The sequence below is a fragment of the Pseudomonas batumici genome, assembly GCF_000820515.1.
Classification (GTDB): domain Bacteria; phylum Pseudomonadota; class Gammaproteobacteria; order Pseudomonadales; family Pseudomonadaceae; genus Aquipseudomonas; species Aquipseudomonas batumici.
On the sequence record NZ_JXDG01000045.1, the window covers coordinates 119,734 to 144,023 of the forward strand.

The 24,290-nt window shown below is 61.7% G+C and carries 22 protein-coding genes; 19 read left to right on the top strand and 3 right to left on the bottom strand.

Annotated features, from left to right (window positions below):
• Positions 1–108 precede the first annotated feature (108 nt).
• The 4 genes from trxB to infA all read left to right on the top strand — a co-directional run bounded on the left by trxB (position 109) and on the right by infA (position 3,118).
• Complete coding sequence (trxB, locus tag UCMB321_RS17805) at positions 109–1,059, top strand: thioredoxin-disulfide reductase (RefSeq protein WP_040069289.1); 951 nt, start codon at positions 109–111, stop codon at positions 1,057–1,059.
• Between the two features lie 212 nt (positions 1,060–1,271).
• Positions 1,272–1,952 (top strand): leucyl/phenylalanyl-tRNA--protein transferase, encoded by a 681-nt coding sequence (gene aat, locus UCMB321_RS17810; protein WP_040069292.1) that lies wholly within the window; start codon positions 1,272–1,274, stop codon positions 1,950–1,952.
• Positions 1,953–2,054: 102 nt separating this feature from the next.
• Positions 2,055–2,762, top strand: coding sequence for an arginyltransferase (locus UCMB321_RS17815; protein WP_040069296.1), 708 nt, complete (start codon positions 2,055–2,057; stop codon positions 2,760–2,762).
• Positions 2,763–2,899: 137 nt separating this feature from the next.
• The gene (gene infA / locus UCMB321_RS17820) at positions 2,900–3,118 is read left to right on the top strand and encodes a translation initiation factor IF-1 (RefSeq protein WP_002553999.1); all 219 of its coding nucleotides are present in this window, start codon (positions 2,900–2,902) and stop codon (positions 3,116–3,118) included.
• Positions 3,119–3,174: 56 nt separating this feature from the next.
• Here infA and clpA read toward each other — a convergent pair whose 3' ends face one another.
• A complete protein-coding gene (gene clpA, locus UCMB321_RS17825; RefSeq protein ID WP_040069300.1) occupies positions 3,175–5,445 on the bottom strand; it encodes an ATP-dependent Clp protease ATP-binding subunit ClpA in 2,271 nt (756 codons plus the stop codon).
• 28 nt (positions 5,446–5,473) lie between these two features.
• Positions 5,474–5,836, bottom strand: a complete 363-nt coding sequence (gene clpS, locus UCMB321_RS17830; protein WP_040069302.1) for an ATP-dependent Clp protease adapter ClpS — start codon at positions 5,834–5,836, stop codon at positions 5,474–5,476.
• Positions 5,837–6,063: 227 nt separating this feature from the next.
• Here clpS and cspD point away from each other — a divergent pair, with 227 nt between their 5' ends.
• Entirely contained in the window at positions 6,064–6,339 is a 276-nt protein-coding gene (gene cspD, locus UCMB321_RS17835) for a cold shock domain-containing protein CspD (RefSeq protein WP_040069372.1), read from the top strand.
• Between the two features lie 75 nt (positions 6,340–6,414).
• Here cspD and icd read toward each other — a convergent pair whose 3' ends face one another.
• A complete protein-coding gene (icd, locus tag UCMB321_RS17840; RefSeq protein ID WP_040069303.1) occupies positions 6,415–7,671 on the bottom strand; it encodes an NADP-dependent isocitrate dehydrogenase in 1,257 nt (418 codons plus the stop codon).
• Between the two features lie 506 nt (positions 7,672–8,177).
• Between icd and UCMB321_RS17845 the strand changes: the two genes are divergently transcribed.
• The 14 genes from UCMB321_RS17845 (at position 8,178) to nuoF (ending at position 24,230) form a co-directional block, all read left to right on the top strand.
• On the top strand, positions 8,178–10,403 hold the full coding sequence (locus UCMB321_RS17845; RefSeq protein ID WP_040069304.1) for an NADP-dependent isocitrate dehydrogenase: 2,226 nt from the start codon (positions 8,178–8,180) through the stop codon (positions 10,401–10,403).
• Between the two features lie 218 nt (positions 10,404–10,621).
• Positions 10,622–11,068 carry an NUDIX hydrolase gene (locus tag UCMB321_RS17850; protein WP_040069306.1) on the top strand — a complete coding sequence of 149 codons (447 nt, stop codon included), beginning with the start codon at positions 10,622–10,624 and terminating at the stop codon, positions 11,066–11,068.
• Between the two features lie 60 nt (positions 11,069–11,128).
• A complete protein-coding gene (gene mnmA, locus UCMB321_RS17855; protein ID WP_040069307.1) occupies positions 11,129–12,262 on the top strand; it encodes a tRNA 2-thiouridine(34) synthase MnmA in 1,134 nt (377 codons plus the stop codon).
• Positions 12,259–12,882, top strand: coding sequence for a high frequency lysogenization protein HflD (gene hflD, locus UCMB321_RS17860; RefSeq protein ID WP_040069308.1), 624 nt, complete (start codon positions 12,259–12,261; stop codon positions 12,880–12,882). Before mnmA ends, hflD begins: the two co-directional genes overlap by 4 nt.
• Positions 12,883–12,994: 112 nt before the next feature.
• Complete coding sequence (purB, locus tag UCMB321_RS17865) at positions 12,995–14,365, top strand: adenylosuccinate lyase (RefSeq protein ID WP_040069310.1); 1,371 nt, start codon at positions 12,995–12,997, stop codon at positions 14,363–14,365.
• Positions 14,366–14,449: 84 nt separating this feature from the next.
• Positions 14,450–15,616, top strand: coding sequence for a ribosomal protein uL16 3-hydroxylase (locus UCMB321_RS17870; protein ID WP_040069312.1), 1,167 nt, complete (start codon positions 14,450–14,452; stop codon positions 15,614–15,616).
• Positions 15,609–16,034, top strand: coding sequence for a GNAT family N-acetyltransferase (locus UCMB321_RS17875; protein ID WP_040069313.1), 426 nt, complete (start codon positions 15,609–15,611; stop codon positions 16,032–16,034). Before UCMB321_RS17870 ends, UCMB321_RS17875 begins: the two co-directional genes overlap by 8 nt.
• 228 nt (positions 16,035–16,262) lie before the next feature.
• Entirely contained in the window at positions 16,263–17,084 is an 822-nt protein-coding gene (locus tag UCMB321_RS17880) for a secretin N-terminal domain-containing protein (RefSeq protein WP_040069315.1), read from the top strand.
• A 499-nt stretch (positions 17,085–17,583) separates the two neighbouring features.
• A complete protein-coding gene (aceA, locus tag UCMB321_RS17885; RefSeq protein ID WP_017123838.1) occupies positions 17,584–18,909 on the top strand; it encodes an isocitrate lyase in 1,326 nt (441 codons plus the stop codon).
• 514 nt (positions 18,910–19,423) lie between these two features.
• Positions 19,424–19,837 (top strand): NADH-quinone oxidoreductase subunit A, encoded by a 414-nt coding sequence (locus UCMB321_RS17890; RefSeq protein ID WP_040069318.1) that lies wholly within the window; start codon positions 19,424–19,426, stop codon positions 19,835–19,837.
• Positions 19,838–19,847: 10 nt separating this feature from the next.
• Positions 19,848–20,522: a NuoB/complex I 20 kDa subunit family protein gene (locus tag UCMB321_RS17895; RefSeq protein ID WP_040069320.1), complete on the top strand. Its 675-nt coding sequence runs from the start codon at positions 19,848–19,850 to the stop codon at positions 20,520–20,522.
• Between the two features lie 74 nt (positions 20,523–20,596).
• Positions 20,597–22,378, top strand: a complete 1,782-nt coding sequence (nuoC, locus tag UCMB321_RS17900; protein ID WP_040069322.1) for an NADH-quinone oxidoreductase subunit C/D — start codon at positions 20,597–20,599, stop codon at positions 22,376–22,378.
• A gap of 2 nt (positions 22,379–22,380) precedes the next feature.
• On the top strand, positions 22,381–22,878 hold the full coding sequence (gene nuoE, locus UCMB321_RS17905; protein ID WP_040069325.1) for an NADH-quinone oxidoreductase subunit NuoE: 498 nt from the start codon (positions 22,381–22,383) through the stop codon (positions 22,876–22,878).
• On the top strand, positions 22,875–24,230 hold the full coding sequence (gene nuoF, locus UCMB321_RS17910; protein WP_040069327.1) for an NADH-quinone oxidoreductase subunit NuoF: 1,356 nt from the start codon (positions 22,875–22,877) through the stop codon (positions 24,228–24,230). Before nuoE ends, nuoF begins: the two co-directional genes overlap by 4 nt.
• Positions 24,231–24,290 lie beyond the last annotated feature (60 nt).

A 24,290-nucleotide genomic window follows, 5' to 3' on the forward strand; every position in this document is an offset into this window, starting at 1 on the left:
CCGATGCCACGCTGTCACCGCATGGGTGTAGCATAACCGACAGCACTTTTCACGCGGTTCAATTTGAGCACGCATTCTCTTTCGTGACAAAGGCTTATGAGGTGTTTCATGAACGCAACCAAGCATTCGCGCCTGATCATCCTGGGTTCCGGCCCCGCCGGTTACAGCGCGGCGGTTTATGCCGCCCGCGCCAACCTCAAGCCTTTGGTCATTACGGGCATGCAAGCCGGCGGTCAATTGACCACCACCACTGAAGTCGACAACTGGCCCGGCGATGTCGAAGGCCTGACCGGCCCGGTGCTGATGGAACGCATGCAGAAACACGCCGAGCGTTTCGACACCGAGGTCATCTATGACCACATCCACACGGCCAAGTTGCAGCAGCGCCCGTTTGTCCTCGCGGGCGACAGCGGCGTCTATAGCTGCGACGCCCTGATCATCGCCACCGGCGCCTCGGCGCAGTACCTGGGCCTGCCCTCCGAGGACGCCTTTGCCGGCAAGGGTGTCTCGGCCTGCGCCACCTGTGACGGATTCTTCTACCGCAACCAGGTGGTGGCGGTGGTCGGCGGCGGCAATACCGCGGTCGAGGAAGCGCTGTACCTGGCCAATATCGCCAGGGAGGTGCACCTGGTGCATCGCCGGGACAAGCTGCGGGCGGAGAAGATCCTCCAGGACAAGCTCTTCGAGCGAGCCGCCAACGGCAATATCCGCCTGCACTGGAACGAAAACCTCGATGAAGTGCTGGGCGACGCCAGCGGCGTCACCGGCGCCCGCCTGCGTCACAGCGAGACCGGCGAAACCCGCGAGCTGCCGCTGACCGGCGTGTTCATCGCGATCGGCCACAAGCCCAACACCGACCTGTTCCAGGGCCAGTTGACGATGCACAACGGCTACCTGCGGATAAAGGGCGGCAGCGAGGGCAATGCCACGGCAACGGAAATTCCCGGGGTGTTCGCCGCCGGCGATGTGGCCGACCATGTCTATCGCCAGGCCGTGACCTCCGCCGGAGCCGGCTGCATGGCGGCACTGGACGCCGAGAAATTCCTGGACGATAACTGACTGAACGCCGACCTTGTGGGCCGACCGAACACCGACCTTATGAGCCAATTGAACGCGATCCCTGTAGGAGCCGGCTTGCTGGCGATGGGGCCAGTGAGCCTTGCATCGCCTGATCGGCCGCCATCGCCAGCAAGCCGGCTCCCACAGGGTTGCGCGGTGCCTGCGAGACTGTACATGACCGCCCTCCCCTCCTCTGCTCAAGCCCAAATGCCATGCTGACCTGGTTACAACGCGACTCCCTGAATTTCCCGCCCCTGGCCAAGGCCATGCGCGAACCCAATGGCCTGCTGGCCGCCGGTGGCGACCTGTCCGCCGATCGACTGATCCAGGCCTACCGCCATGGCTGCTTCCCCTGGTTCTCCGAAGGCCAGCCGATCCTCTGGTGGTCGCCGGACCCGCGCACCGTGCTGTTTCCCGACGAGCTGCACGTGTCCCGCAGCCTGAACAAGCTGTTGCGCCAGCAACGCTACCAGGTCACCTTCGACCACGACTTCGCCGCCGTGATCCGCGCCTGCGCCGCGCCGCGCGCCTATGCCGACGGCACCTGGATCACCGAAGCCATGCAGAACGCCTATCTGCAACTGCACGAACGCGGTTTCGCCCACTCGGTGGAGGTCTGGGACAACGGGCAACTGGTGGGCGGCCTCTACGGCCTGGCAATGGGCCAGCTATTTTTCGGCGAATCCATGTTCAGCCGCGCCGACAACGCCTCGAAATTCGGCTTCGCCACCCTGGTCCGGCACCTCGAGGCAGCAGGCTTCGTCCTGATCGACTGCCAGATGCCCACCGACCACCTGCACAGCCTCGGTGCCCGGGCCATTCCCCGCGAGACCTTTGCCCGCTACCTGAGCGAGCACCTGGACCAGCCCAACAGCGCCACCTGGATGCCCTGACCTACCACGATCAGGTAACCTTCACACAGTGCGTAGGCGTCTTTTCCCAGGCTGGCTTACACTTGATTCAATGCAATTGAAAGCTTATTCCGAGGGTCGATCATGACCGAGCTGGCGCGTTTGAAGTTTTATGCCACTCAACCCCACTCTTGCAGTTATCTGCCCGAAGAGCAGGCCACCACGCTGTTCCTCGACCCTAGCCAGCCCATGGATGTGCATGTCTATGCAGACCTGTCGGAAATGGGCTTTCGTCGTAGCGGCGACCACCTGTACCGGCCACACTGCCAGAACTGCAACGCCTGCGTGCCGGCGCGCATCCCCGTGACGCAGTTCCTGCCCGATCGCCAGCAGAAACGCATCCTCAAGCGCAACGCCGACCTCAAGGTCAAGCCCGTCAAACCGGGGTTCAGCGAGGAATACTTCGACCTGTACCGGCGCTATATCGAACAACGTCACGCCGATGGCGACATGTTCCCGCCCAGTCGCGACCAGTTCTCCACTTTTCTGGTCCGCGACCTGCCGTTCTCCCGCTTCTATGAATTCCGCCTGGAGGGGCGCCTGGTGGCCGTGGCGGTCACCGACCTGCTGCCCAACGGCCTGTCGGCGGTCTACACCTTCTACGAACCCCAGGAGGAGCGTCGCAGCCTGGGACGCTATGCGATCCTCTGGCAGATCGGCGAAGCGCACCGACTGGGCCTGGAAGCGGTCTACCTCGGCTACTGGATCAAGAACTGCAAGAAGATGAACTACAAGACCCAGTACCGACCGATCGAGCTACTGATCAATCAACGCTGGGTCACCCTCAGCTAGGTCAGCAGAATCGGGCCGTATTGACGAGGCCGGTACTAACCCCTTGGCGTGACACCCCTTTTTCGGGCACAATGCACGCCGCTTTTGCCTGGCGCAGTTGCACCGGGCCATTCACTGGACACCGAGGGCTTTACTGCATGTCGAAAGAAGACAGCTTCGAAATGGAAGGCACTGTCGTCGACACCCTGCCAAACACCATGTTTCGCGTGGAATTGGAAAATGGGCACGTCGTAACCGCGCATATCTCCGGAAAGATGCGCAAGAACTACATTCGTATTCTCACCGGTGACAAAGTGCGCGTCGAGCTGACGCCCTACGACTTGAGCAAAGGGCGCATCACCTACCGCGCTCGCTAAGCAAGTCGATACAAAAACGCCCGGCATTGCCGGGCGTTTTTGTTTGCAGCCTCGAATCAGGCCATTTCAGCCGTGGTTTCGAACTCGAAGGTCAACTCGCCATCCTTGATGTCGATGTGCACCACACCGCCATGGTCGGACAACTCGCCGAACAGGATCTCCTCGGCCAACGGCCGCTTGATCTTGTCCTGGATCAGACGCGCCATTGGGCGTGCGCCCATCGCCGCGTCGTAACCGCCTTCCGCCAGCCAGCTGCGCGCCGCATCGGTGACTTCCAGCTGCACACGCTTGTCTTCCAACTGCGCCTGGAGCTCGGTAAGGAACTTGTCCACCACGCTCTTGATGACCTCATGACTGAGGCGACCAAACTGGATAATGGTGTCCAGACGGTTGCGGAACTCCGGCGTGAAGCTCTTCTTGACCACTTCCATCGCATCGGAAGAGTGATCCTGGTGCGTGAAACCGATGGATGCACGCGCCGCGGTCTCGGCACCGGCGTTGGTGGTCATGATGATGATCACGTTGCGGAAATCCGCCTTGCGCCCGTTGTTGTCGGTCAGGGTCCCGTGGTCCATCACCTGCAACAGCAGGTTGAAGACTTCGGGGTGGGCCTTCTCGATTTCATCGAGCAACAGGACGCAATGCGGCTGCTTGGTGATGGCTTCGGTCAACAGGCCGCCCTGGTCGAAACCGACATAGCCCGGAGGCGCACCGATCAGACGCGAAACGGTGTGGCGCTCCATGTACTCGGACATGTCGAAACGCACCAGCTCGATGCCCATCGCCTTGGCCAACTGCCGCGCCGCCTCGGTCTTGCCGACACCGGTAGGACCGGCGAACAGGAACGAACCGACCGGTTTGTCCGGCGACTTCAAGCCGGCACGGGACAGCTTGATGGCGGTCGACAGCGAATCGATGGCCGCATCCTGGCCGAACACGGTCAGTTTCAGGTCGCGCTCCAGGTTACGCAGCAGTTCCTTGTCGGAGCTGGTGACGTGTTTTGGCGGAATCCTGGCGATTTTCGCCACGATATCCTCGACCTGCGCCACTTCGATGCGTTTTACCCGCTTATCGATCGGTTGCAGGCGCTGATAGGCTCCCGCCTCGTCGATGACGTCGATGGCCTTGTCCGGCATGTGCCGGTCATTGATATAACGCGACGCCAGTTCGGCGGCGGCGCGCAAGGCCTCGTCGCTGTACTCGATGTTGTGATGCAGCTCGAAACGGCCCTTGAGACCCCGCAGGATGCCGATGGTGTCTTCCACCGAAGGCTCGGACACGTCGACCTTCTGGAAGCGCCGCGCCAGGGCACGGTCCTTCTCGAAGATGCCGCGGAATTCCTGGAAGGTGGTCGAACCGATGCAACGGATATCACCCGAGGACAGCAACGGCTTGAGCAGGTTCGAGGCATCCATGACGCCGCCGGAAGCGGCACCCGCACCGATGATGGTGTGGATTTCGTCGATGAACAGGATCGCCTGCGGACGCTTTTTCAGCTCGCCGAGCAACGCCTTGAAGCGCTTCTCGAAATCACCGCGGTATTTGGTACCGGCCAGCAACGCCCCCAGGTCGAGGGAATAGACCACGCTATTGGCCAGCAGGTCCGGCACCTGGTTGTCGACGATGCGCTTGGCCAGGCCCTCGGCGATGGCCGTCTTGCCCACGCCCGCCTCACCCACCAGCAGCGGGTTGTTCTTGCGCCGACGCGCGAGGATCTGCGCCACGCGCTCGACTTCCAGCTCACGCCCGACCAACGGATCGATACGACCCTGGCGCGCCAGTTCGTTCAGATTGCTGGCGTAAGCGTCCAGTGGATTGCCTGAAGATGAAGACTCACCGCCCTCTTCGTCCTGCATGTCTTGCTCGCCTTCGGAATGATCGCCGTGCCCGGGCACCTTGGAGATGCCATGGGCGATGTAGTTGACGACGTCGATACGTGCAACGCTTTGTTGCTTGAGCAGGAACACCGCCTGGCTTTCCTGTTCACTGAAGATCGCGACCAGCACATTGGCGCCCGTCACTTCACGCTTACCGGAACTCTGCACATGGAAGACAGCACGTTGCAGGACCCGCTGGAAGCCCAGGGTTGGCTGGGTTTCGCGATCTTCGTCGTGGACGGGGATCAGCGGCGTGGTGGAGTCGATGAACTCCTGCAGGTCGTGCTTGAGTTTGTCGAGGTTGGCGCCACAGGCACGCAGGACGGTAGCAGCCGCCTCATTATCCAAAAGGGCCAGCAGCAGGTGCTCGACGGTCATGAATTCATGACGCTTCGAGCGAGCCTCCTTGAAGGCAAGATTGAGGGTGACTTCGAGTTCGCGGTTTAACATAGTTCACCTCATACCCAAGTGGTCGGCATTAACCGTCCTTCTCGATTTCACAGAGTAGCGGATGCTGGCTTTCCCTGGCGTACTGGTTGACCTGCATGGCCTTGGTCTCGGCGATGTCGCGGGTAAACACTCCACATACTGCCCGTCCTTCCGTGTGGACGGCCAGCATGACCTTGGTCGCCAGCTCGCGATTCAGGTTAAAAAACACCTCGAGCACTTCGACGACGAAATCCATCGGTGTGTAGTCATCGTTGAACAAAACCACCTTGTACATCGGTGGCGCCTGCAACGCGGGCTTGGATTCCTGTACAGCAATACCCGCGGAATCGTCGTCGTGGGAATCCGGGCGATCCTGATTGAATGTTAGTCGAATCTGGCTGATTGCATGCATGGAAAGAAAGGTTCGTCAGTTGAGCAATTACAGTGATGGGGGCGTTTCGGACAGATTTCAACACTGTCCGCCAGGCCGCCTTGACTATCGGCAAAACGGTGTTACAACCAATAGAGCCCAGATTGGGTAACAAAGGTCCATACCGTCAACCGTTTTTCTGGTTCACGCAGTGAAGGATGAACTGGATGATACTCCAGTGATGGGGTCGTTTGCAGAGGGATATGAGCATGCTGAGTGGTAAAGTCAAGTGGTTCAACAATGCCAAGGGCTACGGCTTCATCATTGAAGAAGGCAAGAATGAAGACCTGTTCGCCCACTACTCCGCCATCCAGATGGATGGCTATAAAACCCTTAAGGCTGGCCAGGCAGTAAGCTTTGAGATCATCCAGGGCCCCAAGGGGCTGCACGCGGTCAACATCCGGCAACTCGTGACCGCCGCAACCCCCGCCACCAAGCCGCAGAACGCCGGGGCCCAAGCCCCCGCCGCAACGGCCAGAGCCTGAAAGCACAAGCTTTCGGACAAAAAACGCCCGATCCAGTCACCTGGATCGGGCGTTTTCATTGGAGCACCCGTCGCATCACATGTGCTTGATCAGCGCATCGCCAAAGCCGGAAGACGACACCAGCGTCGCACCGTCCATCAGACGCTCGAAGTCATAAGTCACGGTTTTCGCACCAATGGCGCCATTGGTGCCCTTGATGATCAGGTCGGCCGCTTCGGTCCAGCCCAGGTGCCGCAGCATCATTTCCGCCGACAGGATCAGCGAACCGGGGTTGACCTGGTCCTTGCCGGCGTACTTGGGCGCCGTGCCGTGGGTCGCCTCGAACATGGCCACGGTGTCGGACAGGTTGGCGCCCGGCGCGATACCGATACCGCCCACTTCGGCGGCCAGGGCGTCGGACAGGTAGTCGCCGTTCAGGTTCAGGGTCGCGATCACGTCATATTCGGCCGGACGCAGCAGGATCTGCTGGAGCATGGCGTCGGCGATGGCGTCCTTGACCACGACATTGCGCCCGGTCTTCGGGTTCTTGAACTGCATCCACGGACCGCCGTCGAGCAGCGTCGCGCCGAACTCCTCGGCCGCCACTTCATAGGCCCACTCCTTGAAGGCACCTTCGGTGAACTTCATGATGTTGCCCTTGTGCACGATGGTCAGCGACTTGCGATCGTTGTCGACGACATATTGCAGGGCCTTGCGCGCCAGGCGCTTGGTGCCCTCTTTCGACACCGGCTTGACGCCGATCCCGCAGTCCTGGTCGAAACGGATCTTGGTCACGCCCATTTCTTCCTTCAGGAACTTGATGACCTTGTTCGCTTCCGGCGAACCGGCCTTCCATTCGATACCGGCGTAGATGTCCTCGGAGTTCTCGCGGAAGATGGTCATGTCGACATCGCCAGGCTTCTTGACCGGGCTGGGCACGCCTTCGAACCAGCGTACCGGACGCAGGCAGACGTACAGGTCGAGCTGCTGGCGCAAGGCCACGTTCAGCGAACGGATACCGCCGCCCACCGGCGTGGTCAGCGGGCCCTTGATGGAGACAACATAGTCCTTGACCGCGTCCAGGGTTTCCTGGGGCAGCCAGGTGTCCTGGTCATAGACCTGGGTGGCTTTCTCGCCGGCATAGACTTCCATCCAGGAGATCTTGCGCTTGCCACCGTAGGCCTTGTGCACCGCCGCGTCGACGACCTTGATCATCACCGGGCTGATATCGACGCCAATACCATCGCCTTCGATGAAGGGGATGATCGGGTTGTCAGGAACATTGAGAGAATGGTCTGCGTTGACGGTGATTTTGTCGCCGACTGCCGGAACCTGAATCTTCTTGTATCCCATGTTGAACTCCATCTATGGATTGAACATCTGGCTGCGTTCGAGCGTACCCCGTTTGCTTGCGCGCGGGAACCTCACGCCCGACCCGTCTGCCGCGAAAAACCTTGAATTCGCGGCCTACAAGCTTGAAATCAAAGGTAAAAATGCCAAAATAGAGCACTTCTTGCGACGCCTTGCCACAGCTCCCCCTGCGACAGTTAGACCAATGGACGAGTGTAGTCGCTTATGAAGCATCGGCGTTTTGCCAGCAACCTATGTATAATCGCGCCGCTGACCGTGGGGTCACGCCGGCCGACCGCTCTGCTACCGGAAAATGTAGCCGAGACTTTCCGCCCAAAGCCGGATTGCTACCGCAGTCCGACCGCTTGACGCTCGACTGATGCACCCAACATCACCGCGCGCGAAGAAACCTCGACATTCGGCTCATGGATGACTTTTGAACGAACGCGCTTACCCGGCGCATCTCGAGTTTCTGCGCCTGCTTTAGCAAAGAAGAGAGTTAACCCGATATGCCCAACCGTTCGAAGATCATCTACACCTTCACCGACGAAGCCCCTGCCCTCGCCACCTATTCGCTGCTGCCTATCGTAGAGGCCTTTACCGCTTCGGCCGATATCGCCGTGGAAACCCGCGATATCTCCCTGGCCGGACGCATTCTCGCAAGCTTCCCCGAACAATTGGGCGCCAAGGCCGCGCCGGATCACCTCGCCGAACTGGGCGAGCTGGCCATCACCCCCGAAGCCAACATCATCAAGCTGCCGAACATCAGCGCCTCGGTGCCACAGCTGCAGGCCGCGATCAAGGAACTGCAAGCCCAGGGCTTCAACATTCCGGATTACCCGGAAACCGTTACCAACGACGCCGAGAAAGACGCCCGCGCGCGTTACGACAAGGTCAAGGGCAGCGCCGTGAACCCGGTCCTGCGCGAAGGCAACTCCGACCGCCGCGCGCCGCTGTCGGTCAAGAACTACGCACGCAAGCACCCGCACAAGATGGGCGCCTGGGCTGCCGACTCCAAGTCCCACGTGGCCCACATGAGCAGCGGCGACTTCTACGGCAGCGAAAAAGCCGCCCTGATCGAGGCTGCCGGCAGCGTCAAGATCGAGCTGATCGCCCAGGACGGTACTTCCAGCGTCCTGAAGGAAAAGACCAGCGTACAAGCCGGTGAGATCCTCGATTGCGCCGTGCTGAGCAAGAACGCCCTGCGCAGCTTCATCGCCGCTGAAATCGAAGACGCCAAGCAACAAGGCGTACTGCTGTCGGTTCACCTGAAAGCCACCATGATGAAGGTCTCCGACCCGATCATGTTCGGCCAGATCGTCGCCGAGTTCTACAAGGATGCCCTGACCAAGCACGCCGCCGTGCTGGAGCAGATCGGCTTCAACCTGAACAACGGCATCGGCGACCTGTACGCCCGCATCAAGACCCTGCCGACCGAGCTGCAGGCGCAGATCGAAGCGGACATCCAGGCGGTCTACGCCGCTCGTCCGGCGCTGGCCATGGTCAACTCCGACAAGGGCATCACCAACCTGCACGTGCCGAGCGACGTGATCGTCGACGCCTCGATGCCGGCCATGATCCGTGACTCCGGAAAAATGTGGGGCACCGACGGCCAGCTGCACGACACCAAGGCGGTGATCCCGGATCGCTGCTACGCCACCATCTACCAGGCGGTGATCGAAGACTGCAAGCAACACGGCGCCTTCGACCCCACCACCATGGGCAGCGTGCCGAACGTCGGCTTGATGGCGAAGAAAGCCGAAGAGTACGGTTCCCACGACAAGACCTTCCAGATCAAGAGCAACGGCGTGGTTCGGGTTTCCGACAACACCGGTCGCACCCTGCTGGAACAAAGCGTGGAAGCGGGCGACATCTTCCGCATGTGCCAGACCAAGGACGCACCGATCCAGGATTGGGTCAAGCTGGCCGTCAACCGTGCTCGCGCCAGCAGCACCCCGGCGATCTTCTGGCTGGACCCGATGCGCGCCCATGACGGCGTGGTGATCGAGAAGGTCCAGGCCTACCTCAAGGACCACGACACCAGCGGCCTGGACATCCAGATCATGTCGCCGGTCGACGCGATGAAGTTCACCCTGGCCCGCACCCGCGCAGGCAAGGACACCATCTCGGTCACCGGCAACGTCCTGCGTGACTACCTGACCGACCTGTTCCCGATCATGGAACTGGGCACCAGCGCGAAGATGCTGTCGATCGTTCCGCTGATGAATGGCGGCGGCCTGTTCGAAACCGGCGCCGGCGGTTCGGCACCGAAGCACGTCCAGCAACTGGTGGAAGAAAACTTCCTGCGCTGGGACTCCCTGGGTGAATTCCTCGCCCTGGCCGCTTCCCTCGAGCACCTGGGCGTGACCTACAACAACCCGAAAGCCCTGGTGCTGTCGAAGACCCTGGACCAGGCCACTGGCCAGTTCCTCGACAACAACAAGTCGCCATCGCGTAAAGTCGGCAACATCGACAACCGCGGCAGCCACTTCTACCTGGCGCTGTACTGGGCCCAGGCCCTGGCCGCCCAGAGCGAAGACACTGCGCTGCAAGGCCAGTTCACCCAGCTGGCCAAGACCCTGACCGAGAACGAGGCGACCATCGTTGCTGAGCTCAACGCTGTCCAGGGCAAGCCGGTGGACATCGGTGGCTACTACCACGCCAGCGCCGAGCTGATCAGCCAGGCCATGCGTCCGAGCGCTACCCTCAACGCGGCGATTGCTGCGCTGGTGTAAGCTCTTCGGCAGTACCACAAGCCCCGGCCCAGTGCCGGGGTTTGTGTTTCTGGCCTGCGCATTCGTCGACCTGCGAATACAAATCCTGTGGGAGCCGGCTTGCTGGCGATAGGGCCGATCAGGCGATGCAAGGCTCACTGGCCTCATCGCCAGCAAGCCGGCTCCTACAGGGATCGCGTTCGCCTTATGATGACCTTCCCCCGAACAGAGCACTCTCTATGGAATGGCAACCCCACATCACCGTCGCCACCGTCGTCGAAGACAACGGTCGTTTCCTGCTGGTCGAAGAGTTGCAAGACGGACAAGTGGTCTTCAACCAGCCCGCCGGCCATCTGGACCCGGACGAAAGCCTGAGCGAAGCGGCTATCCGCGAAACCCTGGAAGAAACCGGCTGGGACATCGAACTGACCGGCGTCATCGGTATTTACCTGTACACCGCCCCCAGCAACGGCGTGACCTACCAGCGCGTGTGCTTTGCCGGCAAGCCAGTCAAACACCACCCCACCTATCAACTGGATGACGGTATAATCGGCCCACGCTGGCTGACCCGCGACGAATTGCTGGCGTTACGCCCACAATGGCGCAGCGAGCTGCTCATCCGCTGCCTGGACGATTACCTGGCCGGTCCCTTGCACAGTCTCGAGCTGATCCGCCCTTCTCTTTAGCCTTGCGGGCCCGGGCCTGTTAGAATCGCGTCCTTTTTCAAAGACACTCATTGAATCCCTATGCGTGATCCAGCTGCCACCGCCCCAGAAAACCTGCGCGTCATCGTCGGCATGTCCGGCGGCGTGGACTCTTCCGTTTCCGCCGTTCTGCTGATGGAGCAGGGCTACCAGGTGGAAGGCCTGTTCATGAAGAACTGGGAAGAAGACGACGGAACCGAGTACTGCACCGCCATGGACGACCTGGCGGACGCCCAGGCCGTGTGCGACAGGATCGGCATCAAGCTGCACACCGCCAACTTCGCCGCCGAGTACTGGGACAACGTGTTCGAACATTTCCTGGCCGAATACAAGGCCGGACGCACGCCGAACCCGGACATCCTCTGCAACCGCGAAATCAAGTTCAAGGCGTTCCTCGACTACGCCATGATGCTCGGCGCCGACCTGATCGCCACCGGCCACTACGTGCGCCGCCGCGACATCGACGGCCGCACCGAACTGCTCAAGGGCCTGGACCCGAACAAGGACCAGAGCTACTTCCTCCACGCCGTCGGCGGCGAGCAGATCGCCAAGACCCTGTTCCCCGTCGGCGAGCTGGAAAAGCCCGAAGTACGCGCCATCGCCGAGAAACACCAGCTGGCCACGGCGAAGAAGAAGGACTCCACCGGGATCTGCTTTATCGGTGAACGGCGCTTCAGCGACTTCCTCAAGCAATACCTGCCGGCCCAGCCGGGCGAGATCAAGACCACCGACGGCGAAGTCATCGGTCGCCACCATGGCCTGATGTACCACACCATCGGCCAGCGCCAGGGCCTGGGCATCGGCGGCCTGAAGGACGCCAGTGACGAGCCGTGGTACGTGCTGCACAAGGACCTGGAACACAACGAACTGATCGTCGGCCAGGGCAACGACCACCCGTGGCTGTTTTCCCGCGCCCTGCTCGCCTCCGAGATCTACTGGGTCAACCCGGTGGACCTGAGTGTGCCGCGCAAGCTGACGGCCAAGGTCCGCTATCGCCAGGGCGACCAGTCCTGCACCCTGGAAAAGACCGAAAACGGCTATCGCGCCGTGTTCGACGAACCGCAGCGCGCCGTGACGCCGGGCCAGTCCGTGGTGTTCTACGACGGTGAGGTCTGCCTGGGCGGCGGGGTGATCGAAGTCGCCGAGCCCTGGACCTTCAAGGACCCGCGCCCATGAGCCCGACCCAGGAGCAATTGACGGCGCTGGGCGGTGTGTTTCTCGCGGCGGTACTGGTGGACAGGATCGCCAAGACCGGCCAGTCCAGCGAATCCGGCCTGATCTGCATGCTCGGCAGCCTGCTGGTGCGCGATCCCAAGGACACCCTGGAAGTCTATGGGGGCGACGACCTCCAGTTGCGCGACGGCTACCGTGCCCTGATCGGCGCCCTGGAGCGCGATCCCAGCACCCTGCAACGCGAACCGCTGCGCTACGCCCTGTCGATGCTGGGCCTGGAGCGCCAACTGGCCAAGCGTGACGACCTGCTCGACATCATCGGCAAGCGCCTGCCGCAGATCCAGTCGCAGGTCGAGCATTTCGGCCCCGCCCATGAAAACGTGGTGGCGGCCTGCGGCGCCCTGTACCAGGACACCCTGAGCACCCTGCGCCAGCGCATCCAGGTGCACGGCGACATGCGCAACCTGCAACAACCGAGCAATGCCTCGAAGATCCGCGCCCTGCTGCTGGCCGGCATCCGCTCGGCGCGTCTGTGGCGACAACTGGGCGGCCATCGCTGGCAACTGGTGGTCAGCCGGCGCAAGCTGCTCAAGGAACTCTACCCGTTGATGCGCAGCGCCTAGGCGCTGTGATCGGCGAAAAGCGCAACACACCGGTCGGTTGGCAACAGACCGGTGGTTATTTTCGTGTATGATACGCGCCCCATTTCGTTGCCCGACTGTCCGAGAACACCCCATGCAGCTCTCTTCGCTCACTGCGGTTTCCCCTGTTGACGGCCGCTACGCCGGCAAAACCCAGGCCCTGCGCCCTATTTTCAGCGAATACGGCCTGATCCGTGCTCGCGTCCTGGTGGAAGTGCGCTGGCTCCAGCGCCTGGCCGCCCACGCCGAAATCGGCGAAGTTCCGGCGTTTTCCGCCGAAGCCAACGCGGTCCTGAACACCCTCGCCGAAAACTTCTCCCTGGAACACGCCGAGCGTGTCAAGGAAATCGAGCGCACCACCAACCACGACGTCAAGGCGATCGAGTACCTGCTCAAGGAACAGGCCGCCAAGCTGCCTGAACTGGCCAACGTCAGCGAATTCATCCACTTCGCCTGCACCAGCGAGGACATCAACAACCTGTCCCACGCCCTGATGCTGCGCGAAGGCCGTGACGACGTGCTGCTGCCGCTGATGCGCCAGATCGCCGAAGCCATCCGCGAACTGGCCCAGCGCTTCGCCGCCGTGCCGATGCTGTCGCGCACCCACGGCCAGCCGGCCTCGCCGACCACCCTGGGCAAGGAACTGGCGAACGTCGTCTACCGCCTGGAGCGCCAGATCGCCCAGGTCGCCGCCGTGCCGCTGCTGGGCAAGATCAACGGCGCCGTCGGCAACTACAACGCCCACCTGTCGGCCTACCCGCAGATCGACTGGGAAGCCAACGCCCGCGCCTTCATCGAAGACGAACTGGGCCTGGGCTTCAACCCCTACACCACCCAGATCGAACCGCACGACTACATCGCCGAGCTGTTCGACGCGATCGCGCGCTTCAACACCATCCTGATCGACTTCGACCGCGATATCTGGGGCTACATCTCCCTGGGCTACTTCAAGCAGCGCACCATTGCCGGCGAAATCGGTTCCTCGACCATGCCGCACAAGGTCAACCCGATCGACTTCGAGAACTCCGAAGGCAACCTGGGTATCGCCAACGCGCTGTTCCAGCACCTGGCCAGCAAGCTGCCGATCTCCCGCTGGCAGCGCGACCTGACCGACTCCACCGTGCTGCGCAACCTCGGTGTCGGCTTCGCCCACAGCGTGATTGCTTACGAAGCCAGCCTCAAGGGCATCGGCAAGCTGGAGCTCAACGAGCAGAAAATCGCCGCCGACCTGGACGCCTGCTGGGAGGTCCTGGCCGAGCCGATCCAGACCGTCATGCGCCGCTACAACATCGAAAACCCGTACGAAAAACTGAAGGAACTGACCCGCGGCAAGGGCATCAGCCCGGAAGCCCTGCAGACTTTCATCGACGGTCTCGACATGCCTGCGCAGGCCAAGGCCGAGCTGAAAAAGCTCACCCCGGCCAACTACATCGGCAACGCCGTGGCCCAGGCCCAGCGTATCTGATCGCGCCGTACCCGCTCTGAACGCCCGGCTGAGCCGGGCGTTTTTATTCCAGTCTGAAAAATACGTTTTTTCAATAGGTTACACATGAATCCTGATACTCCTCTGCAACTTCTGGGTGGCCTCACCGCCCGGGAATTCCTGCGTGACTACTGGCAGAAGAAGCCGCTGCTGATCCGCCAGGCCATTCCGGATTTCGAAAGCCCGATCGACGCCAACGAACTGGCCGGCCTGGCCCTGGAAGAAGAAGTCGAATCGCGTCTGATCATCGAGCACGGCGAACGCCCTTGGGAAATGCGCCGTGGTCCGTTCGCCGAAGACGCCTTCAGCCAATTGCCGGAGCGCGAGTGGACCCTGCTGGTGCAGGCCGTGGACCAATTCGTCCCGGAAGTCGCCGAGCTGCTGGAACACTTCCGCTTCCTGCCGAGCTGGCGCATCGACGACGTGATGATCAGCTTTGCCGCGCCCGGCGGCAGCGTCGGTCCGCACTTCGACAACTACGATGTGTTCCTGCTCCAGGGCCACGGCCAGCGCAACTGGAAGATCGGCCAGATGTGCGATTCCGACAGCCCGCTGCTGGAACACGCCGACCTGCGCATCCTCGCCGAGTTCGAGGAAACCGCCGAGTGGACCCTGGAACCCGGCGACATGCTCTACCTGCCGCCACGCCTGGCCCATTGCGGCGTCGCCGTGGACGACTGCATGACCTATTCGGTGGGCTTCCGCGCGCCGAGCGCCGCTGAAGTGCTGACCCACTTCACCGACTTCCTCGCCCAGTTCCTGCCGGACGAAGAGCGCTACACCGACGCCGACGCGCAACCGGTGGCCGATCCGCACCAGATCCAGCACGACGCCCTCGACCGCCTGAAAAGCCTGCTGGCCGAGCACATGAGCGACGAGCGCCTGCTGCTCACCTGGTTCGGCCAGTTCATGACCGAACCGCGCTACCCGGAACTGGTGGCTGGGGCGGAACTCGAGGAAGAAGACCTGCTCGATGGCCTGCAACAGGGCGCGGTGCTGATCCGCAACCCGAGCGCGCGCCTGGCCTGGTCCGAAGTCGACGACGACCTGCTGCTGTTCGCCAGCGGACAGAGCCGCCTGCTGCCGGGTAAACTGCGCGAGCTGTTGAAAATGGTCTGTGCGGCCGATGCACTGCATGCGGATAATCTGCAGCCATGGCTGGCCGATGAAGATGGGCGCGCCCTGCTCTGCCAGCTGGTCAAACAAGGAAGCCTGGGATTTGCCGATGAATAAGATTCACGTACGTGTCGCGGACTGGCAGAAGGATAACGCCGAGATTCGGCGCATTCGTGAGTCGGTGTTCATTGCCGAGCAGGCGGTTCCACCGGAACTGGAGTGGGACGCCGATGACAGCAGCGCCGTGCATTTCCTGGCCTTCGAGGGCGACTTCCCGATCGGCACCGCACGGCTACTGCCGGACGGCCATGTCGGCCGGGTTTCGGTCCTCAGGGACTGGCGCGGGCTGAAGGTCGGTGACGCGCTGATGCAGGCGGTGATCGGCGAGGCCGAGAAACGCGGCCTCAAGCAACAGATGCTCAGCGCCCAGGTCCAGGCGACCCGGTTCTATGAGCGCCTGGGATTCAGCATTGTCAGCGAGGAGTTTCTCGAAGCCGGGATTCCCCACGTGGACATGGTGCGCAACTCCGCCTGACGCCGACGCCCCTTGTGGGAGCTGGCTTGCCAGCGATGAACGATAACGCGGACCTCCTGAAAGACCGCATTACCCCTATCGCCAGCAAGCCGGCTCCTACAGAAGCGTGCCACCCTAAAACGCCCCGATGCCGGGGCGTTTTGCCGTCCGCGATTCAACTTGACCCACCAATGGCCGAGAAACTGTCAAACTCAAGCCATTGCCAAGTCCACCGCGGAGATAACGGACATGTCCCTACGCACCCTGCTCACCGGCCTGCTGCTGGCCTGCACCCTCAGCGCCCAGGCCGCCACCGAAATCATCCCCCTGAACTACCGCACCAGCGCCGACCTGCTGCCGGTCGCCCGGGATTTCATCGGCAAGGACGGCAAGGTCAGCGCCTACCAGAACCAACTGATCGTCAATGCCGAACCCGACAAGATCAATGAACTGCGCGATTTCCTCGGCCAGCTGGATAAACCCGCCAAGCGCCTGCTGATCAGCGTCGACACCAGTGAAAACAACGACCAGAACGAAGCCATCAACGGCCAGAACCAGACCCGCATCATCAACTATGGCACCGCGAGTCGCGACGGAGGCCTGCAACAGGTGCAGACCGTCGAAGGCGCCCCGGCGCTGATCCAGGTCGGCCAGAGCGTGCCACTGACCACCGCCATCAGCACCAATCAGTCCTTCGGCACCAGCACAAGTGCCGGCTCCGCCGCCGGCACTGGCACGACGCAAACCCTGAACCCGAACCAACAGCCACTGACGCAGATCCAGAACCAGTACCGCAACGTGACCCAGGGGTTCTACGTCACCGCCAGCGTCACCGGCGACATCGTTCACCTGTCCATCAGTACCAATCGTGACCGGATCAGCCAGGAGCGTCAGGATGTAGTGAACGTGCAAAGCACCGACACAACCGTCAGCGGACGCCTGGGCGAGTGGATCACCCTGGCCGGCGTCAATGGCCAGAGCCAGGCCGACCGGCAGGCGCTAACCCGCAGCTACTCGACCTCCGGGCGTAATGACATGACTTTGCGGGTGAAAGTCGACACCTTGGACTAAGGCACCAAAAACTGACCGATGAGTCGTATTAGACCAAAGATGTAGTGCTGATAAAAAAGCACTACAAAACGTTTGACGCGCCAAAAAACCGAAGGCATGATGGCCTCGCTCCCGCTAATCAGGGGCCCTGGCAAGGGCCTTCGGATCGCCGCTCTAACCTACCCACCTGAGCCGATTCGTGTCTGTACCGCCCACAAGGTGTGTTTGACGAGATTGCGACTGGAACGAAGTTGTCCCGAGGGACGGAAGCGTAATCAGGTAGAACGGCAAGACCTCTGAAGTCCGCATGAAGGCCCACGACGCCCCAATGCGCCCGACGGATCGCCCTCGCCTCGCTCACTTCCCCCTTGAGCCCCATCGTTCAATCGTCGCATTCCCCGCCAGACCGCACCTGAGTGCCTAAGCTTCTGGTCAGCGAGCAGCCGTTTGCACAACAAGTTGCGCATCCGGTGGAGCAAGGAATTTTCTACCCAAGACCTATGCGACGAGGTTTATCTCCATGGCACTGACACGCGAACAGCAAATTGCAGCCCTTGAAAAAGACTGGGCTGAAAACCCGCGCTGGAAAGGCGTGACACGCACTTACTCCGCCGCTGACGTGGTCCGCCTGCGTGGCTCGGTTCAACCTGAGCACACCCTGGCCCGCATGGGCGCCGAGAAGCTCTGGAACCTGGTCACCCAGGGCGCCAAGCCGTCCTTCCGTCCGGACAAGGATTTCGTCAACTGCATGGGCGCCCTGACCGGCGGCCAGGCCGTGCAACAGGTCAAGGCCGGTATCCAGGCGATCTACCTGTCGGGCTGGCAAGTGGCCGCGGACAACAACTCCGCCGAATCCATGTACCCCGACCAGTCGCTGTACCCGGTGGACTCCGTGCCGACCGTGGTCAAGCGCATCAACAACTCGTTCCGTCGCGCCGACCAGATCCAGTGGAAAGCTGGCAAGAACCCGGGCGATGACGGCTACATCGACTACTTCGCACCGATCGTGGCCGACGCCGAAGCCGGTTTCGGCGGCGTCCTGAACGCCTACGAGCTGATGAAGAGCATGATCGAAGCGGGCGCCGCCGGCGTGCACTTCGAAGACCAGCTGGCTTCCGTGAAGAAATGCGGCCACATGGGCGGCAAGGTCCTGGTGCCAACCCAGGAAGCCGTGCAGAAGCTGACCGCTGCTCGCCTGGCAGCCGACGTGGCCGGCGTACCGACCATCATCCTGGCCCGGACCGACGCCAACGCCGCCGACCTGCTGACCTCCGACTGCGACCCGTACGACCAGCCGTTCGTCACCGGCACCCGTACCCAGGAAGGCTTCTACAAGGTCCGCGCCGGCCTCGATCAAGCCATTGCCCGCGGCCTGGCCTACGCGCCGTACGCTGACCTGATCTGGTGCGAAACCGCCAAGCCGGACCTGGACGAAGCCCGTCGTTTCGCCGAGGCCATCAAGAAGGAATACCCGGACCAGATCCTGTCCTACAACTGCTCGCCTTCCTTCAACTGGAAGAAGAACCTGGACGACGCCACCATCGCCAAGTTCCAGCGCGAACTGTCGGCCATGGGCTACAAGCACCAGTTCATCACCCTGGCGGGCATCCACAACATGTGGCACAGCATGTTCAACCTGGCGCACGACTACGCCCGCAACGACATGACCGCCTACGTGAAGCTGCAGGAGCAGGAATTCGCCGACGCGGCCAAGGGCTACACCTTCGTGGCGCACCAGCAGGAAGTCGGCACCGGCTACTTCGACGACATGACCACCGTGATCCAGGGCGGTTCGTCCTCGGTGACCGCGCTGACCGGTTCGACCGAAGAAGAACAGTTCCACTGAGTCCGCAGCGAGCAAGCGGCCATTCCAGAGCGGTCAAGAATTAACTGGAATGCCTGAAAAACTGACGCCCCGACTGGTTCGGGGCGTTTTTTTGCCCGTCCGATCGCGAAAACATTGATCCAGGGCGGTATCAATTGCGACAAAAAGCGCTAAAACGACGCGCGACGCAACTTTCATCGCGAGTGCGTTTAAACCCACTACACTCCCTTCACCGCCTACAACCTTCATAGGAATCCGCTAAACGATATCAATTATCATTCAATATTCACTTCGTTCATTACAGCCTGGATAAAACATAATTAACAAAAAGGCCCCTAATGCCCACGCCGCATGGCCTGCGAGCCATCGAGACCTCAGCATGTCCTTATTCCAGCCAATAATTTCGCTATAGAAAATTTACTTGCCCGGTGTTTAGCCATAAAATCACCGGGATAGATTGCACTGCGACATATCGTCACTGCTTTTACTTCTTTATCACGCTCAGAGCCCTTGCGCTCTGTTAAGGATTACCCGCATGACCGAAGCGACCGGACTCATGGCCCACAACTGGGGCTTTGCCATTTTCCTGCTCGGCGTCGCCGGCCTCTGTGCCTTCATGCTCGGTGTATCCAGCCTGCTCGGGTCAAAAGCCTGGGGACGCAGCAAAAACGAACCGTTCGAGTCCGGCATGCTACCCACCGGTAGCGCCCGCTTGCGGCTCTCCGCCAAATTCTATCTGGTCGCGATGCTGTTCGTGATCTTCGATATCGAAGCCCTCTTTCTCTTTGCATGGTCTGTGTCGGTACGCGAAAGCGGCTGGGCCGGATTCGTCGAAGCACTCGTTTTCATAGCAATTCTGTTGGCAGGTCTTGTCTACCTTTACCGAGTGGGGGCGCTTGATTGGGCTCCGCAAGCTCGTCATAAGCGGCAGGCGAAGCTGAAACAATGAGGCTTTGGCAATGCAATACAATCTCACCCGAATCGACCCGGATGCTCCTAACGAGCAGTACCCGATTGGCCAACGGGAAACCGTTTCCGATCCGTTAGAAGATCAAGTCCACAAGAACATCTTCATGGGCAAGCTGGAAGACGTGCTGAACGGCGCGGTCAACTGGGGGCGCAAGAACTCCCTGTGGCCGTACAACTTCGGCTTGTCCTGCTGCTACGTGGAAATGACCACCGCCTTCACGGCGCCCCACGACATCGCCCGCTTCGGCGCCGAGGTTATCCGGGCATCGCCGCGCCAGGCGGATTTCATGGTTATTGCCGGCACCTGCTTCGTCAAGATGGCGCCGATCATCCAGCGTCTCTACGAGCAAATGCTCGAGCCCAAGTGGGTCATCTCCATGGGTTCGTGCGCCAACTCCGGCGGCATGTACGACATCTACTCCGTGGTCCAGGGGGTGGACAAGTTCCTGCCCGTGGACGTCTACGTGCCTGGCTGCCCGCCCCGTCCCGAGGCATTCCTGCAAGGCTTGATGCTGCTGCAGGAATCGATTGGCCAGGAGCGTCGCCCACTTTCCTGGGTCGTCGGTGATCAAGGCGTGTACCGCGCCGAGATGCCGTCGCAAAAGGAACAGCGCCGCGAACAGCGTATTCAGGTCACCAACCTGCGCAGCCCCGACGAAGTCTGATCCAGATCCGCTCTGTATTAAAGAAACGAGAAGCTGGCTTCATTCTTTACGTTGACCGAAAGCGATAAGAAACCATGACTACAGGCAGTGCTCTGTACATCCCGCCTTACAAGGCTGACGACCAGGATGTGGTCGTCGAACTGAACAACCGTTTCGGCCCCGAGGCCTTTACCGCCCAGGCCACCCGCACCGGCATGCCGGTGCTGTGGGTGACCCGGGCCAAGCTCGTCGAAGTCCTGACCTTCCTGCGCAACCTGCCCAAGCCGTACGTCATGCTCTATGACCTGCACGGCGTGGACGAGCGTCTGCGCACCAAGCGCCAGGGCCTGCCGAGCGCCGATTTCAGCGTCTTCTATCACCTGCTCTCGATCGAGCGTAATAGTGACGTAATGATCAAGGTCGCCTTGTCCGAGAGCGACCTCAGCTTGCCGAGCGTCACCGGCATCTGGCCGAACGCCAACTGGAACGAACGTGAAGTCTGGGACATGTTCGGCATCGACTTCACAGGTCACCCGCACCTGTCGCGCATCATGATGCCGCCGACCTGGGAAGGTCACCCGCTGCGCAAGGACTACCCGGCCCGCGCCACCGAATTCGATCCGTACAGCCTGACCCTGGCCAAGCAGCAGCTCGAGGAAGAGGCCGCGCGCTTCCGTCCGGAAGATTGGGGCATGAAGCGTTCCGGCAGCAACGAGGACTACATGTTCCTCAACCTGGGTCCGAACCACCCTTCGGCCCACGGTGCCTTCCGTATCGTCCTGCAGCTGGACGGCGAAGAGATCGTCGACTGCGTCCCGGACATCGGCTACCACCACCGCGGTGCCGAGAAAATGGCCGAGCGCCAGTCCTGGCACAGCTTCATCCCCTACACCGACCGTATCGACTACCTCGGCGGGGTGATGAACAACCTGCCGTACGTGCTCGCGGTCGAGAAGCTGGCCGGCATCAAGGTGCCGGACCGGGTCGACACCATCCGCATCATGCTGGCCGAGTTCTTCCGGATCACCAGCCACCTGCTGTTCCTGGGTACCTATATCCAGGACGTCGGCGCCATGACCCCGGTGTTCTTCACCTTCACCGACCGCCAGCGCGCCTACAAGGTGATCGAGGCCATCACCGGCTTCCGCCTGCACCCGGCCTGGTACCGCATCGGCGGCGTCGCCCACGACCTGCCGCGCGGCTGGGACAAGCTGGTCAAGGAGTTCGTCGACTGGCTGCCCAAGCGCCTCGACGAGTACACCAAGGCCGCCCTGCAGAACAGCATTCTCAGGGGCCGGACCATCGGTGTCGCCGCCTACAACACCAAGGAAGCCCTGGAATGGGGCGTCACCGGTTCCGGCCTGCGTTCCACCGGTTGCGATTTCGACCTGCGCAAGGCCCGTCCGTACTCCGGCTACGAGAACTTCGAGTTCGAAGTCCCGCTGGCGGCCAACGGCGACGCCTATGACCGCTGCATGGTTCGCGTCGAAGAAATGCGCCAGAGCATCAAGATCATCGACCAGTGCCTGCGCAACATGCCGGAAGGCCCGTACAAGGCGGACCACCCGCTGACCACGCCGCCGCCGAAAGAGCGCACACTGCAGCACATCGAGACCCTGATCACGCACTTCCTGCAAGTTTCGTGGGGCCCGGTCATGCCGGCCAACGAATCCTTCCAGATGATCGAAGCGACCAAGGGCATCAACAGTTATTACCTGACGAGCGACGGCGGCACCATGAGCTACCGTACCCGGATCCGCACCCCGAGCTTCCCGCACCTGCAACAGATCCCTTCGGTGATCCGAGGCAGCATGGTCGCGGACTTGATCGCGTACCTGGGTAGTATCGACTTCGTTATGGCCGACGTGGACCGCTAAGCATGAACAGCCCGCTTATCCAGACAGACCGTTTCGCCCTGAGCGAAACCGAGCGCTCGGCCATCGAGCACGAGCTGCATCACTACGAAGACCCGCGCGCGGCGTCCATCGAAGCCCTGAAGATCGTCCAGAAGGAACGTGGCTGGGTGCCTGACGGCGCGCTCTACGCCATCGGCGAGATCCTCGGCATTCCGGCCAGCGACGTCGAAGGCGTTGCGACCTTCTACAGCCAGATCTTCCGCCAGCCGGTGGGTCGTCACATCATTCGCGTCTGCGACAGCATGGTCTGCTACATCGGCGGCCACGAGTCGGTGGTCGGCGAAATCCAGAGCAAGCTCGGCATCGGCCTGGGTCAGACCACCGCCGACGGTCGCTTCACCCTGCTGCCCGTCTGCTGCCTCGGCAACTGCGACAAGGCCCCGGCGCTGATGATCGATGACGACACCTTCGGCGACGTCCAGCCGGCCGGCGTTGCCAAACTGCTGGAGGGCTACGTATGACCCTGACTTCCTTCGGCCCTGCCAACCGCATCGCGCGCTCGGCGGAAACCCATCCGCTGACCTGGCGCCTGCGTGACGACGCCGAGCCCGTGTGGCTCGACGAGTACCAGGCCAAGAACGGCTATGCCGCCGCCCGCAAGGCGTTCGCCGACATGGCCGCGGACGATATCGTCCAGACCGTGAAGGACTCCGGCCTCAAGGGTCGCGGCGGTGCAGGCTTCCCCACCGGGGTGAAGTGGGGCCTGATGCCCAAAGACGAATCCATGAACATCCGCTACCTGCTGTGCAACGCGGATGAAATGGAGCCCAACACCTGGAAAGACCGCATGCTGATGGAGCAACTGCCCCATCAACTGATCGAAGGCATGCTGATCAGCGCCCGCGCGCTGAAAACCTACCGTGGCTACATCTTCCTGCGCGGCGAATACGTCACCGCCGCCAAGCACCTCAACCGTGCGGTGGAAGAAGCCAAGGCAGCGGGCCTGCTGGGCAAGAACATCCTCGGCAGCGGCTTCGACTTCGAGCTGTTCGTCCACACCGGCGCCGGGCGTTATATCTGCGGTGAAGAAACCGCTCTGATCAACTCCCTCGAAGGCCGCCGCGCCAACCCGCGCTCCAAGCCGCCCTTCCCCGCCGCCGTCGGCGTCTGGGGCAAGCCGACCTGCGTGAACAACGTCGAGACCCTGTGCAACGTGCCGGCGATCATCGGCAACGGCGTCGACTGGTACAAAGCCCTCGCCCGCGAAGGCAGCGAAGACCACGGCACCAAGCTGATGGGCTTCTCCGGCAAGGTGAAGAATCCCGGCCTGTGGGAACTGCCGTTCGGCATCACCGCTCGCGAGCTGTTCGAAGACTACGCCGGCGGCATGCGCGATGGCTTCAAGCTCAAGTGCTGGCAGCCAGGCGGCGCCGGTACCGGCTTCCTCCTGCCGGAGCACCTGGACGCGCAAATGTACGCCGGTGGCATCGGCAAGGTCGGCACCCGTATGGGTACGGGCCTGGCCATGGCGGTGGACGACAGCGTCAACATGGTCTCGCTGCTGCGCAACATGGAAGAGTTCTTCGCCCGTGAGTCGTGCGGTTTCTGCACCCCTTGCCGCGATGGCCTGCCGTGGAGCGTCAAGCTGCTGCGCGCGCTGGAAAACGGCGAAGGCCAGGCCGGCGACATCGAGACCCTGCTGGGTCTGGTCGGTTTCCTCGGCCCGGGCAAGACCTTCTGTGCCCACGCACCGGGTGCCGTCGAGCCACTGGGCAGCGCCATCAAGTATTTCCGTCCGGAGTTCGAGGCCGGCATCGCACCCAAAAGTGCTGCCGTCCCGCCTTTGGCACGGCCGATCGTAGTCGGCGCATAACGTATCGAAAGGGAGGGCGGTCCGTGCCGCCCTCTTGCTCGCCTGAAGACGCACTTTCGA

What these genes read in the sequence shown, in the direction of transcription:
- UCMB321_RS17850 (WP_040069306.1), top strand. Translation starts at nt 10,622, where the DNA reads ATGGAATGGCAACCCCACATCACCGTCGCCACCGTCGTCGAAGACAAC.
- icd (WP_040069303.1), bottom strand. Translation starts at nt 7,671, where the DNA reads ATGGGATACAAGAAGATTCAGGTTCCGGCAGTCGGCGACAAAATCACC.
- infA (WP_002553999.1), top strand. Translation starts at nt 2,900, where the DNA reads ATGTCGAAAGAAGACAGCTTCGAAATGGAAGGCACTGTCGTCGACACC.
- UCMB321_RS17895 (WP_040069320.1), top strand. Translation starts at nt 19,848, where the DNA reads ATGCAATACAATCTCACCCGAATCGACCCGGATGCTCCTAACGAGCAG.
- aat (WP_040069292.1), top strand. Translation starts at nt 1,272, where the DNA reads ATGCTGACCTGGTTACAACGCGACTCCCTGAATTTCCCGCCCCTGGCC.
- clpA (WP_040069300.1), bottom strand. Translation starts at nt 5,445, where the DNA reads ATGTTAAACCGCGAACTCGAAGTCACCCTCAATCTTGCCTTCAAGGAG.
- cspD (WP_040069372.1), top strand. Translation starts at nt 6,064, where the DNA reads ATGCTGAGTGGTAAAGTCAAGTGGTTCAACAATGCCAAGGGCTACGGC.
- UCMB321_RS17875 (WP_040069313.1), top strand. Translation starts at nt 15,609, where the DNA reads ATGAATAAGATTCACGTACGTGTCGCGGACTGGCAGAAGGATAACGCC.
- UCMB321_RS17815 (WP_040069296.1), top strand. Translation starts at nt 2,055, where the DNA reads ATGACCGAGCTGGCGCGTTTGAAGTTTTATGCCACTCAACCCCACTCT.
- nuoF (WP_040069327.1), top strand. Translation starts at nt 22,875, where the DNA reads ATGACCCTGACTTCCTTCGGCCCTGCCAACCGCATCGCGCGCTCGGCG.
- mnmA (WP_040069307.1), top strand. Translation starts at nt 11,129, where the DNA reads ATGCGTGATCCAGCTGCCACCGCCCCAGAAAACCTGCGCGTCATCGTC.
- nuoC (WP_040069322.1), top strand. Translation starts at nt 20,597, where the DNA reads ATGACTACAGGCAGTGCTCTGTACATCCCGCCTTACAAGGCTGACGAC.
- UCMB321_RS17845 (WP_040069304.1), top strand. Translation starts at nt 8,178, where the DNA reads ATGCCCAACCGTTCGAAGATCATCTACACCTTCACCGACGAAGCCCCT.
- clpS (WP_040069302.1), bottom strand. Translation starts at nt 5,836, where the DNA reads ATGCATGCAATCAGCCAGATTCGACTAACATTCAATCAGGATCGCCCG.
- purB (WP_040069310.1), top strand. Translation starts at nt 12,995, where the DNA reads ATGCAGCTCTCTTCGCTCACTGCGGTTTCCCCTGTTGACGGCCGCTAC.
- hflD (WP_040069308.1), top strand. Translation starts at nt 12,259, where the DNA reads ATGAGCCCGACCCAGGAGCAATTGACGGCGCTGGGCGGTGTGTTTCTC.
- UCMB321_RS17880 (WP_040069315.1), top strand. Translation starts at nt 16,263, where the DNA reads ATGTCCCTACGCACCCTGCTCACCGGCCTGCTGCTGGCCTGCACCCTC.
- nuoE (WP_040069325.1), top strand. Translation starts at nt 22,381, where the DNA reads ATGAACAGCCCGCTTATCCAGACAGACCGTTTCGCCCTGAGCGAAACC.
- aceA (WP_017123838.1), top strand. Translation starts at nt 17,584, where the DNA reads ATGGCACTGACACGCGAACAGCAAATTGCAGCCCTTGAAAAAGACTGG.
- UCMB321_RS17890 (WP_040069318.1), top strand. Translation starts at nt 19,424, where the DNA reads ATGACCGAAGCGACCGGACTCATGGCCCACAACTGGGGCTTTGCCATT.
- UCMB321_RS17870 (WP_040069312.1), top strand. Translation starts at nt 14,450, where the DNA reads ATGAATCCTGATACTCCTCTGCAACTTCTGGGTGGCCTCACCGCCCGG.
- trxB (WP_040069289.1), top strand. Translation starts at nt 109, where the DNA reads ATGAACGCAACCAAGCATTCGCGCCTGATCATCCTGGGTTCCGGCCCC.